13 protein-coding genes are annotated in these 14,408 nt (G+C 61.9%); 3 read left to right on the top strand and 10 right to left on the bottom strand.

The features are described from left to right. Positions 1–5: 5 nt before the first annotated feature. A complete protein-coding gene (locus GOB87_RS05685; RefSeq protein ID WP_242006184.1) occupies positions 6–725 on the bottom strand; it encodes a class I SAM-dependent methyltransferase in 720 nt (239 codons plus the stop codon). 45 nt (positions 726–770) lie between these two features. On the opposite strand from GOB87_RS05685, the gene gloB reads away from it, so the two are divergent. Beyond that, positions 771–1,499: a hydroxyacylglutathione hydrolase gene (gene gloB / locus GOB87_RS05680; RefSeq protein WP_166313679.1), complete on the top strand. Its 729-nt coding sequence runs from the start codon at positions 771–773 to the stop codon at positions 1,497–1,499. A 2-nt stretch (positions 1,500–1,501) separates the two neighbouring features. Here gloB and GOB87_RS05675 read toward each other — a convergent pair whose 3' ends face one another. After that, on the bottom strand, positions 1,502–2,557 hold the full coding sequence (locus GOB87_RS05675) for a DUF2125 domain-containing protein (RefSeq protein WP_166313677.1): 1,056 nt from the start codon (positions 2,555–2,557) through the stop codon (positions 1,502–1,504). A gap of 419 nt (positions 2,558–2,976) precedes the next feature. Then, complete coding sequence (locus GOB87_RS05670; RefSeq protein WP_166313675.1) at positions 2,977–3,681, bottom strand: lysophospholipid acyltransferase family protein; 705 nt, start codon at positions 3,679–3,681, stop codon at positions 2,977–2,979. A gap of 149 nt (positions 3,682–3,830) precedes the next feature. On the opposite strand from GOB87_RS05670, the gene GOB87_RS05665 reads away from it, so the two are divergent. After that, positions 3,831–4,526: a phosphatidylserine decarboxylase gene (locus GOB87_RS05665; protein ID WP_166313673.1), complete on the top strand. Its 696-nt coding sequence runs from the start codon at positions 3,831–3,833 to the stop codon at positions 4,524–4,526. Between the two features lie 32 nt (positions 4,527–4,558). Next, positions 4,559–5,434 (top strand): CDP-alcohol phosphatidyltransferase family protein, encoded by an 876-nt coding sequence (locus GOB87_RS05660; RefSeq protein ID WP_166313671.1) that lies wholly within the window; start codon positions 4,559–4,561, stop codon positions 5,432–5,434. A gap of 9 nt (positions 5,435–5,443) precedes the next feature. On the opposite strand, the gene GOB87_RS05655 is transcribed toward GOB87_RS05660, so the two are convergent. The 7 genes from GOB87_RS05655 to parC all read right to left on the bottom strand — a co-directional run bounded on the left by GOB87_RS05655 (position 5,444) and on the right by parC (position 14,398). After that, positions 5,444–5,944, bottom strand: coding sequence for an NADH-quinone oxidoreductase subunit B family protein (locus GOB87_RS05655; protein WP_166313669.1), 501 nt, complete (start codon positions 5,942–5,944; stop codon positions 5,444–5,446). 51 nt (positions 5,945–5,995) lie between these two features. Continuing rightward, positions 5,996–7,621, bottom strand: a complete 1,626-nt coding sequence (locus GOB87_RS05650; protein WP_166313667.1) for an NADH-quinone oxidoreductase subunit D-related protein — start codon at positions 7,619–7,621, stop codon at positions 5,996–5,998. Next, positions 7,618–8,757, bottom strand: a complete 1,140-nt coding sequence (locus GOB87_RS05645) for a hypothetical protein (protein WP_166313665.1) — start codon at positions 8,755–8,757, stop codon at positions 7,618–7,620. Before GOB87_RS05645 ends, GOB87_RS05650 begins: the two co-directional genes overlap by 4 nt. A 5-nt stretch (positions 8,758–8,762) precedes the next feature. After that, on the bottom strand, positions 8,763–9,380 hold the full coding sequence (locus GOB87_RS05640) for a hypothetical protein (protein WP_166313663.1): 618 nt from the start codon (positions 9,378–9,380) through the stop codon (positions 8,763–8,765). Continuing rightward, on the bottom strand, positions 9,377–10,372 hold the full coding sequence (locus tag GOB87_RS05635; protein WP_166313661.1) for a hypothetical protein: 996 nt from the start codon (positions 10,370–10,372) through the stop codon (positions 9,377–9,379). Before GOB87_RS05635 ends, GOB87_RS05640 begins: the two co-directional genes overlap by 4 nt. Further along, on the bottom strand, positions 10,360–12,009 hold the full coding sequence (locus GOB87_RS05630) for a hypothetical protein (protein ID WP_166313659.1): 1,650 nt from the start codon (positions 12,007–12,009) through the stop codon (positions 10,360–10,362). Before GOB87_RS05630 ends, GOB87_RS05635 begins: the two co-directional genes overlap by 13 nt. Positions 12,010–12,178: 169 nt before the next feature. Further along, positions 12,179–14,398, bottom strand: a complete 2,220-nt coding sequence (gene parC, locus GOB87_RS05625) for a DNA topoisomerase IV subunit A (protein ID WP_166313657.1) — start codon at positions 14,396–14,398, stop codon at positions 12,179–12,181. Positions 14,399–14,408: the final 10 nt, after the last annotated feature.

Genomic DNA, 14,408 nt, shown 5'->3' with positions numbered 1-14,408 from the left:
GTGTATCAACCGGCCCCGACAACCTGTCGTGCCGGTTGTGCGCGAACACTCTCGCGTGTCAGCGGCAGGCCACCCCACAGATCCTTCACGGCCTCCACGATCACCACGCCCCCGCAGGCCGGCAACACCGCGCTCCCTGCCCGCTCAAGCAGATCACCGACCTTCCGACGATGAAGCGATGGAAACGGCGGCGGATAAAGTGCGGTGCCGCTCCGTTCGACATGGAACATGCACTGCGCGAGTTGCCGCCAGAGCTGACGCTGCGAGAACGGACGCCCCTGCCCAAAGGGAGTCGTGTCGCTCAGGGCCCAGACGCCGCGTCGGTTGGGCACGACCAGCAACAGTTTGCCGTCATCGCGCAAAACTCTCCAGACGGCCCGCAAAAGTTCTCCACCGGCATGCGAAGTCTCCAGCGCGTGAATCATCAGAACACGATCGAAAGACAGATCGGGAAAAGGCAAAGCGGTTTCCGACACCACACATTCGCGCCCGTAGCGTTGGTGCAACCCGAGGGCGGCACCGGACAGGCCCAGCCGTGCCGACACGGCAAGCGACGTGCGAGCGTCCCAGAGCGGAAGAAAGGGGGCGGCATGGCCGATGCCAAGCAGACGCTGGCCCGCGAGTTCTGGCCACGCCGCAAGAAGATGACGACCGAGCAGACGTCCCGTGTCCGTCCCCACCGGCGCATTGTAAAAAGCTTCGACCGTCCGAACTTCGTCTCTCATGAAACGTACACTACCATGAAGCCCTTGAGGAAGGAGCCACGTTTCATGCCCATTACCGTTCATGCCATTGCGGCTCTTTCAGACAACTACGTCTGGCTCATCCAAGATGAGGCCACGGGAACGACTGCCGTGGTCGATCCGGGGGAAGCCACGCCGGTTCAGTCCGCCATTGATGAGCATGGCGGACGTCTCGATCTGATCCTGCTCACCCATCATCACGCCGACCATACAGGCGGCACCATCTCCCTGCGGAAACGCTACGGTGCGCAGGTGATCGGCAATGCCGCCGACGCGGCGCGGCTGCCTCCTCTCGATCATGCCGTAAATCCCGGCGACCGCATCATGTTGGGTGAAAGCTGCGCCACCGTGATCGACACACCGGGCCATACATTGGGGCACATCGCCTATTATTTCGACGATCCGCCATCCCTGTTCTGTGGAGACACGCTGTTCAGCCTTGGGTGCGGTCGTCTGTTTGAAGGAACGGCGGCACAGATGTTCGCGAGTTTCCGGGCATTCGACCACCTACCCGATCGAACCCGCGTCTATTGCGGCCATGAATATACCGCCTCCAACGCCCGGTTCGCCCTTTCCGTCGATCCCGAGAATATCGCCCTTGGCGAACGCGCCCGGGAAGTGGAACGGCTTCGCGCCGAGGGAGTGCCGACCGTGCCCTCTACTCTTGGCAGCGAACGTGACTGCAATCCCTTTCTGCGTGCGCCGGATGTGGCCACCCTCGCACGACTTCGAAAAGCCAAGGATCACGCCCGTTGAGCCTATGGCTGTCGTGAGCGGGCAATCAATCCCGACACGGCGGAGAGAGGCAGTGTTCCCACCCACCATCGTCCTTCCCTCAAACGCAGGGGCAGGTCGACAAGAGGTTCTTTTCCTGACTTTGCTTTCGTGTCTCCACCGTTCGGAACCGGAGAAGCATCGTGCCGCGCGATGCGTCCCAGTACAGCGGCTGCTTCGCCCACTTCTGGAGACACTGCTCCGCTGGCCGCCATGTTCTGTGTCGCCACATCCACGCCACGCAGCACGAGATCGAAATCACCGGTCGGAACAGGCCACCCGGTCATCCGTCCCGACAGAGCAGCCGATGCCACTCCCAGTTTTCCCTGCGCGAGATGCAGAAGAAAAGTCTCTCTTCCCGTCGTTACCGGCAATGAGAAAGCCGCCTCTACTCCGCGCAACGTATCGCCCAGCCCCGGCCATGAGACGGGCAGCCGGAGCGCCTCCAGCCCGATATCGACCGCCAGTCCGCCTCTGTCCTGAGGCCTATTGTGGAGCCTGACTCTCACACCCTCCGCAACCAACATAGCCGGCAGGCTGCGCGTGGGGACCAACGCCGGAAGCGCCGCGAGATCCGTCGTCACCTGCGGCATCGTCAACGCAAGGCTTCGCACCACTCCTTCAGAGGATAGCTGAGCGACAAGACGTGTTCGCTCACTCACCAAACGAAGTGCCAGCACAGTCTCTTCCCTGCGGTTTACCACGAGAGCCTGCCGCTTTCCCGGGAACATCATGACATCATGGGAAAAAAAATGCGGACGACGCACAGCAAGAGCGTCCGCGCCGTAGAACACCCGGAAATCGCCCACTGTTGCGGACACCCGGAAATCCACAAACTCGACCGTCGCCACAAACAAGGCCCAGCGAGGCCGGACAACACGCCACGACACTGACCATCCATGCTGCGCCAGATCGTGACGAGAGGCTTCAAGTCCCCCCAGGATCGCTCGGTTGCCTGCCTGGCGCGCAAGGACGCCACCACCTCCCACAAGAATAACCAGCGCCACGATCAGACCGATTCGAGAGGAGCGACCCGTCACGACGTTCCGAAGCTTTCGAATTCATGCGCCGCATCACCTAAAGCGCCCAACCCTCTGGACCGATGATGGAATCTGATGGGTAATTCACCGCTCTCCATCGCAACACTTCTCAATCTGTCCACAGCCTGTCCCCAGAGGAGTCCACTCTTTTTATACAGTCTTCAGACAATCGGAGCAGATAGGTCAGAAAGTCGGATTCTTATACAAACGACTGAGAAAAACCGCAGTCTTCCGCCAATTCCCAAGAAAACCTGTCCATCCCGTAATAATTTATCTTGACTTCTATAAACGCAAGAAACGCCGAGGATATTTCCTCTTTTCCTTCATATCGTTCCACGACGGATTCTTGCCCCACAGAGTTATCCACAACCCTGTGCCAAACGTTAACGCCTCCCTCGTTCGAGGGTCATAAAAGGTTTTTATTGCGCGAGTTGTGGCTCAGCCGCCCGCCATGCATCCTCTATCGCCCGCAACATGGTCCCTCGCGCCCCGGCCTCGATAGGGTCGCACACATGCACCGTGATCGTGCCGGACCTCTTGAGAAAACCACGGTTCGGCCAGCACAACCCGGAATTCGTAGCCACCGGATAAACAGGCAGCTTCGCATGACGGGCCATCGCGACAATTCCCGGTTTGAGGGGCACCCGTTCACCCGGCGCAAGCCGCGTCCCTTCCGGGAAGATGATAAGTTGCCGTCCTTCGGAAGCTGCCCGCTCCGTAGCATCCAGCAGACTGCGCAACGCCTTGCTGCCCCCTGTGCGCGCCACCGGAATCATACCCGTCAATTTGAGCATCGGCCCCACCAGCGGCACACGCTGCAACTCTTCTTTCATCACGTAGGTCGGCTTGGACACGAGGTTCATCCAGACCAACGTGTCGAAGGCCGACTGATGCTGGGACGCAAGGATGAAAGGACGATCCTTGGGCAATTTATCCAGTCCCGTCACCCGTGTCCGGATGCCACAGAAATACCGTCCTCCCGCCAGATACAGCCGCGCCCAGAGCTTGGCGTAGGGCATTGCGAAACGCGGCGCGAAGAGACGCAGAGGAATCGCGGCCCACCCCATCAGGACCGAAATGGCGACGATCCAGACGCGGAACAGGGCAGAGCGCAGCACTCTCATGGCGTGACCTTCCGTTGAAACAGGGTGGCGGTTTCCGGGCATAAAAGCTGCGGATGGAGACCAGAAAAGCCTCGCTCGTGCAAGTCGCGGTCCACCTGTCTCCATGATGAGACTTGATTCCCGAGGGCCAAGCGTTCAGGAACGGTTCCATGTCACTGATCGGATCTCTCAGGCTCGTCCTGTCCCGCCCTCACCGTGAGGCACGCCCTTTCCTGCTCGCATCGGGAGCGGCCACGGTCGCTGCGCGCTATCTCGGCTGGCGGCTGAACTGTCCGGTTCTCAAACGCGCAGGCACACTCAGCGGCGCGTTTTTTGGCTTCTGCCTCTATTTCTTTCGCGATCCCAAGCGCGTGCCTCCGCCGCGTGAGGGACTGGTCGTCGCCCCCGCAGACGGGCATATCGTCTCCATCCAGAAGGTTGCCCCTCCTGCCGAACTTGGCATGGGCGACACACCTGTCTGGCGCGTGGCGACGTTCCTCTCGGTGCTGGATGTCCATGTCAACCGCATGCCGGTGGCTGGCACCGTAACGCGCATTGCCTATCACGAGGGCAAGTTCCTCAACGCCAGTCTCGACAAGGCTTCTACGGATAACGAGCGCAACGCGCTGAGCATCACCCTGCCGGATGGGCGCATGGTCGCCGTCGTGCAGATCGCTGGACTGGTGGCGCGCCGCATCGTGTGTTCCGTGAAGGAAGGCGACCGTCTGGAAGCCGGCGAGCGTTTCGGCATCATTCGCTTTGGCTCACGCACGGATGTGTATCTGCCGCCGGGCGTTGAGCCGCTGGTCGCGGTCGGGCAGACCATGGTGGGCGGCGAGACCGTCGTGGCACAGCTTGACGCCTGATCCCTTCGGCGGACGATCGGAAGTCACCCGCGATGAGTGAGACCACCTCCCGCCGCAAACGCGGTCGCCTGCGGCGCCGTGCGCCTCATACGCGGGTTCGTGGCCCGTCGTTCAATCGCCTGATTCCCAATCTACTGACCATGCTTGGGCTGTGCAGCGGCCTCACAGGCATGCGCTTCGCGCTGGATGGGCGTTTCCAGAGCGCTGCGATAGCGCTTCTCGTCTCGGCGGTGATCGACGGGCTGGATGGGCGTATCGCGCGCCTCCTGCGCGGCTCCACGCGATTTGGCGCAGAGTTCGACAGTCTGTCGGATTTTGTCTGCTTCGGTGTGGCACCTTCTTTCGTGCTCTATCTCTGGGCACTCAAGGATGCGGGGCGTTACGCCTTTCTTCCCTGCCTCCTTTTTACGGTGTGCATGGCGTTACGGCTCGCCCGCTTCAACGCCAATCTCGATGGCGCGGAAGATCGTCCGAAATACGCCAGCAACTTCTTCACCGGTGTTCCCGCTCCGGCTGGCGCCGGTCTGGCCCTGTTTCCACTGTTTCTGGGACTGGAGTTCAACAAGCTGGGTTTCACGCAGCTTTATGAACTGACGCGCCTGCCTTGGCTTCCGGCCCTCACCCTCACAAGCACGGCGTTTCTTCTGGTCTCCACCCTGCCTGTCTGGTCGTTCAAGAATTTCAAGATCCCGGCCCGCTATGTCCTGCCGATGATGCTCGGCTCGGGCATTTATGTCGTGGCGCTGGTGGCCGATCCGTGGGGCGTTCTTGCGGCCATGGGCGTAGTGTATGTCGCCCTACTTCCTCTCAGCCGCATGAGCTTTCACCGTCTGCGTCACGCGGCCGAATCCCTGCGCGAGGAAGAAGAAGAGGAAGACATCGCTCCCTCCTCCCTGCCGCAGCACTGAGGCGAGACTTCATTCTTCGGTGGCAGCAACCGGTCGGACGACGGATGCAGGCGAAAGCAGGCTGACGATGCCCTCCAGAACGGCGTGCGGCGTGGGCGGGCAGCCGGGAATGGCGCAATCGACCGATGCGTGCGATTCCAACCCGCCCAGCATGGCGTAGTTTTTTCCAAACGGGCCACCATCGAGAGCGCATGCCCCGACCGCCAGCAACCCCTTGGGCTGCGGCATCGCCTCCCATGCGGCCTGAACGACCGGCATCATCATACGGGAATAAGCGCCCGTAACCAGCAGCATATCGGCCGTCCGAGGCGTATCGGCAAAGCTCACTCCAGCTTCGGCAAGACCGTAATTGCCGTGAATGAGAGCTTCCACTTCCAGTCCACAGGCTTCGCAGCCACCACTGTCCACATGGAACAGCACCAGCGGCGAACGTGAGATGACAGGCGGCAATGCGGGTCCGGCAGGCGCCACGAGCGATGTGAACAGAGCACGGATCAGGACGGTGGACACGGGCAACCTCCTCGACGGTGCGGAGAGCGCACTTGGCTCTTCGCGGTGATATTACAGATCAGCCGCCGCAGCCGAAACGCCGAAAGAGCATTTGACCACATCAAATTCTTCCCAACGCGCCCCTGACAACGCTTTTTCAAGCGTCATGCTCAGAATTGCGGCCGGATCGGCCACGAAAACCTGCGCGATCCGTCCCTCCTGCATCGTCACACAGTGACAGACCGGACCGGATGGTCCCTCTACCGCGCCATATCCAGCCGCCCTTTCAAGGACGGCTGGAACCGGGGCGCACACTTCACCGGGCCCCTCATCCTTGCGGCCTTCCAGTTCACGCGCGAACGCCGCAAGCAAACGTAGACTTTCGGCAATGTCGTCAAACCGGATCAGGGATCGCGCCAGAGCGTCTCCTTGCGTCCGAACCGGCGTGCGCAGCGACACCGCGCCATAGGCATCGTAAGACTCGCGCAGATCCAGACCGCGTCCACACGCACGTCCCACCGGCCCTCCCAGAGTGAGGGTTTCCGCCTCTTCTCGCGATACGTGCCCCGCGCCGCTCAACACCTCCATCAAACCGGCTGATGCCAGCCACAGGGCGCGTATTTCGGGAAACTCACGCTCATCAAACGCCGCGATCTCGTCTGCCAGACGCGCCATCGCTGCCGGCAGTCCAAGCTCCGCCCCCTCCGCAGGCCGGCCCGACAGCAGCACCCCGCCGGGGATGATGGTGTCCACCAACAGCCGTTTGCCCAGAACGCTGGCGCATAAGCGCGCCAATGTCTCACGCGCTCGATAAAGACGCCCCATCACCAGATCGGCACGCGCAGCCTGTGCTGTCCGCGCCAGCCACGTCAGATGCGTGTGGATGCGCTCGATCTCCGCCAGCACGGCCCGCATACACTGGGCAGTCGGCGGGACCATCACACCCAGCGCATGCTCCACCGCCATACAAAGCGTCCACTGATGCGCAACCGTGGCCGTCGCGCTGATGCGTCCTGCCAGTTCAACAGCCGCAGCAGGCGTCATGCCCACCATTCGGGCCGTCACTCCGCGATGCGCAAATCCTCCTGCTGTCTCCACCGTACGAATACGACCGCCCACGACGCCCAACCTGTGATGAACCGGTCCCTCCATCCCACCCGTAGCCGGGCCATATGGCAGAATCATTCCCCTGTCAGTCACAGTTGGGTCGGGCGCCTCGAACACGAACGAAGCAGCCCCTTCCGATGAAGGAACCGCCCGGGCGGACAGAGGAGCGTTGGCACTCCATGCGCCATGATCGACCAGAGGCCGGACATCGACGGCTTCCATGGCTTCCACTCCCCATAGGTCATGGATCATGCGCTCGAAGGGCGACGCTGCACTCCGCACGGAGGACAACCCACGATAACGCGGGCCATCGGGCACGAGACTGGCCATCAAGGGACGCAATCGGCTGTCCCCACCCGGAATGTTTTCACTGAACAGCGCATGGATGCGGACGCCATCACACCACAGCCCCATGAAGGTGATGGGATCGTCACGCAGCCGTTCTACCAGTTCGTACCAGCCATCCTCATCCAGTTCGAATCGCCACGGCGTGGATGTTTTCTCTCCGCTACGGATGAGGCGTCGCACTGACGGTCGCCCGTCCTCCCTCACGGGCAGAATCCCGCCAAACAGAATGGGAGGCAGACTCATCCCGATGTCTCCGAACCCATACGGGCGTGAAAGGATGGCAGGAACCGCAAGACCGGCTTCCAGGCTGGCGTCAGGGCAAGCACCAGCACCAGTCCGACTGTTGGCCATATGGCCGAGAGAACCATCACGATCAGCAAGGTAGTGCCAAGCACAGGCAGACCTAGAAGGCACGCCACCTTCCACTGTCCCCGCCCCTTCATGTCGCGCCACGGTCCGGCCAGCAGCGGCCCGAACAGAACCAGATCGACCAAAAGAGCCTCACCGATCCCCACCGCGATGGCTGCCAGACCTATGCTGACGAGAGTAAGGCTCGCCGCCTTCTCCCCAGAGACCACGCGCAGGCGAAGGGACGCTGTCGCGACCGTCAGAAAACCCGCCACAATCATTAAAAAGGAAAACGCTTGGGCCGCCTCCATCGACTGAGGGGCTGCGGTCAATAATGAACCCGTGATCAGTGCGGCCGCGGCAAGACGCAAAGCTTCTCCGCTGTTTACACTTTCAAGCATTGGACTGGAACGCGAAGGCAGGCAGGCAGGCCAGAGGCCGCTTACCAGCATCATGCCAAATCCCGTCAGCAGTCCCGAAACTGTGGGATTGGGATGCAGCAACCCGGTCAACGCCAACACTGTGCCCGTCACATTCCGACGCAGCATATTCCATCCCACGAGCGCGCAGCCCGCCCCGGTGTCCAGCAGGATGACAGCCAGAACAGGTGCTGAAAGCAGCATCGCCGCGCGGGCCACGGGCGCAGACAGCATCAACGCCAGCACAAGCAGGCCGGTCGTCCAGAACGGCACGGCATCGCGTGACAGGAGCGCCCGCGCATCCTCCCGTCGGGGCGGCGCAAAGCAGCGCGACACCAGAGAGGCGTGCAGCACCACCGCTCCCGTCACCGCAAGCGAGGATTCCGTCATCCATCCCTGTTGCGTCGCGAAGCCATGTATCTCCAGCCACCACGCACAGGGAATATCGAACACCATCAGGACAAGACCCACCAGCGACAGATTGGGGGCAAGCTGGGACTGACGCTGCGCGCTCTCACCGCCTTCCCCGGCCCGTCCCACCAGCGCCGCCACGACCGTGCCCGCAAGAAACGGCCATGCAAGACTGCAAAACAGAAGAATATTGGCGGCCATGAGCATCAGGTCATCTTTCCCGAATGCGGCACCTGTTGTCTTTCCCGCAGAAGCGACAACCGCCGCGCAAGCCAGGTTCCAGCGCCCGCCACCAGAAGGACACATGCACCGACCAGCCACGCCATAGAGGGATCGGGAGTATTCACAGCACTCAATAGTACGCCATCGCAGGCCGTCAGCACCCCGGCAAGCTGGCGGCGAATGCCGGAACGAAGCGCCATTGTGGCAAGCCCGGCAAACGTCACGCCAAGCGCCACCGTCACAGCGGGAACGCTGACGGGCCTCACGAATTCAGGCAGCGAACCGGCAAAAAACGAAACATCCCCGACGGGCACTGTAAGATTGGCGGCAACGAGCAGAAGAAGCGCCAGAATCAAGGCGCCCGCCTTTCGGGAAGGCGTTGCATCTTCCTCATAACCTGCCAGCAAGCCGACAGGGACTGTGGCGATAATAAGCGCCACGACGGCGGCAAAGACCACGGGCCAAGCCAGAGAGAACAGTCCTCCCTGACGCACGAAAACAATCGAGAGCGCCGTCAGTAGACCCACGAACGGCACTGCGGAAAGTCCTGCGATCAGTGCAAGAAGTGCCGCGAATGGCAATAGCGCGAGGGCGAGGGTCATGGCGGGCTTCCTCGCCCATTCATCGGGACGCGAGCCTCCGGCTGAACAGCAGAGGCCACTCCCAGACGTGTAGCCGTCATGAGCTGGAAACCGACAAGCGCGAGCAAAAGGGCAGCCGCCGCCCGCAGCCGCATCGCGGTGACAGGGGTGATCACAATCGCGCGGCCAGCAGCCAGCAGCAGCGAGAAGGCAGAAACTCTCCCCACCCAACACAGCAACGCCAGAGCAAGGCCACCAAACGACAGCGCTCCCTCATGAAAAGCCAGAAGCCCTGCCGGCCACATCAGATCCGTCGCCAAAGTGATCCACGCCAGAGTCATCACGTCCTCTGCCAGCATCAGCAGCGCCGCATCCGCTCCCAAACCTTCCAGCCCTCGCTCTTCGCGGTCTCGGACTGCGAACATAAGGATCACGCCCCCCGCAAGCACGAGCGGCGCATCCTTTCCAAACGGATTGCCTCCAGCGGCTTCTGCCAGAACAGAAGCGAGGGCGGTCGTGGCACCAGAACTGAACAGGAGCGCAACCAGCAGCAGGAGCGCAGGCAGAAGCATCACCTCTCCCACCACGCGACCAAAAGCCCATAATGTGTCCGCCGCTGGACGATCAAGTGCGGAAAGTCGTGTGGCAAGTCGTGCAAATGCCAGAAGAAGACCGACCAGCACCGCGTCCGACCACGGAGCGGTTACAAGATTGACGGTAAAGGCTGGAAGCAGCAGCGATGCCGTGAGAGCCGCCCCCAGCGCGACCGGTGCTGCGATCCGGGCCACCATTTCCCGTGACAGCGGCGGCAGATCACCCTGAGGCAGGGAAACCGGCTGCGACCAGAACCGTCCCAGCATGAAAACATGGCGCAGAATGGGCGGCGCAGGCTGACCGCTCAAGCGCGCTCCGAACGACGCACGCAATCCCGCACAGAGCGGCGCGAGGCAGACCACGAGCAGCAGTTGAAGCAGGGTCAGAAGAACGCTCCAGAAGAGGGTCATGACCACCATGCCGCCAGACAGAGCACGACGGCCACCAGCGCCAGAACGATGCCGGATGCCTGTGTGCCGTCTCCCCATATGCGTCGTATCCTTCGCCACAAATGACGGGAACCGGGCATCCATCGCCCCTCTTTCCGCCATTTTGGCAAGCGCTCAAGCCGAAACACTGTCCGCAAAATGGAGACAACGAGGTCTGCCCCCGGCCAGAGAAGCGGCTCTCCAAAAGGTGAGACAGGAGAGCACACAACCAGCCCCCCCAGCCAAGGCGATGCCGCTTCCTTCTCATGGCTGCCAAACGGTGACGGACGAACGGCTGTCGTGTGGGCAAGCCGCGTCTCATGACGTACCTGCACCAACCTCACAGCCCCGATCAGGACAAAAAGCAGCGTCATGAAGCCTGATGGAAGCAGGAAGGACAATCCGTCCGGCGCTCCCAGTGCGAAGATGGAGGGCTTTTCCTTACCTTCTACCGATGCGGCCGCAAGCCAACGAACGAGGCCGGGCACAAGAGAGAGAAAGAAAGAGCAGCCTGCGGCCAGAGCCACAGGCATCAACGCAAACCATGATGCATCGGGACAGACGGCCATACGCGAACGTCTCGCTCCCCCCATCAGAACCAGCATGCCCAGTCGCAGCACCACGAGAGCCACCAGCGCCACCACAAGACCTAGCGCCAGCAGGAAAGCCAGCGACGGAAGGGCCGCCGTGAATCCATCGGGCAGAAGACCGAGGGCACTTTCGACCAGCATCCACAGCACGACAAAACCACCCGTGGGCGGCAGAAGCAGCAGACCCGCGAGCGTGACGGCGAACATGGCCGCCAGCCGTGGCGCAAGACCGATCATTCCCCCCATGGCGTTCAGACGGTCGGACCCGGCGCCCTCACGCACCAGCGCCGAGGCCGCGAGAAAGGCGGCGGCTGCGGGCCACAACACCACGAAGTCAAGGATCAGAGCGGTTTGGGCCGCATGCGCTGTCAGGGTCGAACCGCTGTCATGGGCCAGCCCGAACAGCGCCAATGTCATGGCCCCTATCAACGCTGGAAGCATGGCCAATCCGGTGACAGCCTGCCCAAACTCCGGCGTTGCAAGGGCGCGCCAGAGCCGAAGGGCCGCCAGCCCAATGCCCAGCGCAAGCAGAACGAACGCGGCGCCAGACTGACCAAGTGGCGCGGTCACCACCTGCGTGCGGATCAGCAGCAACAGGCCGCAGCCCGCATCCATCAATGGCGCGAGAGTAAACTCCGGCGCCGCGCGGGCTTCGGAAAGCAGGCAGGCCAATGTGGCGATGAGCATCAACCCATCGCCTTTTCCACTCACACTCGCGCCACAGGCCGCCGCAAAGAAGAACGCCCGCACCATCCCCCGCGCACCGCCCCTCCGATCGGAAAGCGTCAGCAGCAACGCGCAGCAACCGCTGCCCATCAGAACGAAAGGCTGATCGGCCAAAGCTGCGAGACAGGCCGCACCGCAGGACAGCGAAATCCGTCGTCCCGGCACCGCTGGATTTTCCGCGCACAGACCGGTCATGGCGAAAGCAAAGAAGAAAATCGCCTGAACTGTATTGAACGCCAGCCCCGGCAACTGCGAACGCGCCGGACTGCCGCTCCACGGCAAAAGTCCCAGCGCCAGCAGGGCACCCAGCAACCATGCGCCCTGAGCAATCTGTGTCTGCCGATCAGGCGGCAGGTGCGTCCAGCGTCCGGGCAGCAGAGGCAGGCCGCACGCGACAAGGATCGGCAGAAGAAGGGCGAATATCAGGATGACACAACGTCCCGGCTGGCAGTCAGCTCGTTATGGCGCACGACCCGCATGCTCAGGCTTTGCGCAGCGCCCATGGTGGAGCCGCCTTGCCAGAGGCGGCGCGCTTGCCAACCCAAGCTTCCAGATCGGCCATGGACCGGGGGCGCACAGCACCCGGCCAGATCAGACCCTGCGCCTGCGTAAAGACGACGGCCTGCTTCAACCCAAGTTTCTTTCCACCATCGGGGTATTTCTGGAGCGCCACACCCAATCCGCGCGCCATGACGGGAAGCTGCTCAAGCGGGAAGATCAGAAGCCGCCTGTCTCCTCCCAGCACCGCCACATAATCCCCTTCCGCCGGAATACATAGCTTCGCGCTCTCGTCTCCCTTGAGGTTGAGAACCTGCTTGCCGCTGCGCTTCTCCGCCGCGAAATCGGAATCCGCCACGATCATGCCGCGTCCCACATCGGACGCGACGAGCCGCTTTCCCTCCGGCTCAATGACGAAAACCGACAGAATGTCTTCCTCATTGGCCAGATCCATGAGCAGGCGCACGGGCTGCCCATCTCCACGACCGCGCGGAAGATCGGCCGCATTGATCGTGAAGGCGCGTCCATCGGTGGCGAAGAAGCACAGCCGGTCCGTGCTCTGGCAAGGCAGCGCCATACGCAGGGAATCGCTCTCCTTGAACTTCAGGCCGGCGGTGTCGATGCCGTGCCCCTTCATCGCGCGAACCCACCCTTTCTCGGAAAGCACCATCGTCAGGGGCTCACGCTCGACCAACGTGGCGGCGGACAAATCGATCTGCGGAGGCGGCGCACCCAGCGTGCTGCGGCGCGTGCCCAATGGACCGCCACCAAACGCCTTGCCAATTTCCTTCACTTCGCTCGCAATTCGCTTCCAACGCAGAGCCTCATCACTCAGAAGCGCCCGCAATTCATCACGTTCCACTGAGAGCACCGTGTGTTCCTTGCGGATTTCGAGTTCCTCAAGTTTACGCAGACTGCGCAGCCGCATGTTCAGAACGGCCTCGGCCTGCACATCGGACAGGGCGAAGGTCTGCATGAGGCTTGCCTTGGCATCATCCTCTTCACGGATGATGCGGATCACTTCATCAAGGTTGAGATAGACCGCAAGGAACCCTTCGAGGATTTCCAGCCGTCGCTCCACTGCCGTCAGTCTGTGAACACTCCGGCGCTCCAGCACGATCTTGCGGTGATCGAGCCACGCCAGCAGTACGTCGCGCAAATTGAGCACGCCCGGCGTCCTGTCGGGACCGATGACGTTCATGTTCAGAGAGAAACGGCTCTCAAGCTGCGTCGCCTTGAACAGCGTCTCCATGAGCACTTCCGGCTCAACGGCGCGGGATCGGGGCTCAAGGATCAAACGGATGTCAGTGGAGCTTTCATCGCGAATGTCCGCCAGCAACGGCAGCTTCTTCTGCACCAGAAGGTCCGCAATCTGCTCGATCAGCCGCGCCTTCTGCACCTGATACGGAATTTCGGTGACCACCACCTGCCATGTGCCGAAACGACCGGGTTCCGTCGTCCACCGCGCCCGGATGCGAAAACCTCCGCGCCCGGTCTCGTAAGCCCTGAGAATGGCATCGGCATCTTCAACAATAATGCCGCCGGTTGGAAAATCCGGACCCGGCATATGGCGCAGCAGGTCCGGGATGGACGTGTTCCGATCACGGATCAGAAGAGCGGCCGCCGCACAGATTTCACCCGCATTGTGCGGCGGAATGGACGTCGCCATGCCCACGGCGATGCCTGCGGCACCGTTGGCCAGAAGATTCGGGAAGGCGGCAGGCAACACGACAGGCTCGGCGTCTTCACCATCATAGGTCGGGCGGAAATCGACGGCATCGTCATTGATGCCTTCCAGCAGCGCCTGCGCCACCTTCGTCAAGCGGGATTCGGTGTAACGCATCGCAGCCGCGTTATCGCCGTCCACGGAACCGAAATTGCCCTGTCCCTCTACGAGAGGAAAGCGGACGGCGAAGTCCTGAGCCAGACGCACGAGTGCTTCATAAACCGAAGCATCGCCGTGAGGATGGTATTTACCGATCACGTCACCGACGACACGTGCACACTTTTTAAACCCGGACGTCGGATCAAGGCGGAGCTGGTGCATGGCATAAACAAGACGTCTGTGCACCGGTTTCAGACCGTCCCGCACATCCGGCAACGAGCGGGACATGATGGTGGACAGTGCGTATGCCAGATACCGCTCGCTCAATGCATCCGTGAGCCGCGTGTCCTCGATATGGCCTTCGAACGTGTCACTCATGTCCCGTGTC

Origin of the sequence: Acetobacter estunensis, assembly GCF_011516945.1 — a bacterium.
Classification (GTDB): domain Bacteria; phylum Pseudomonadota; class Alphaproteobacteria; order Acetobacterales; family Acetobacteraceae; genus Acetobacter; species Acetobacter estunensis.
Note: the sequence above shows the minus strand (reverse complement) of the source record. Positions and strands in the feature narration are given on the sequence as shown.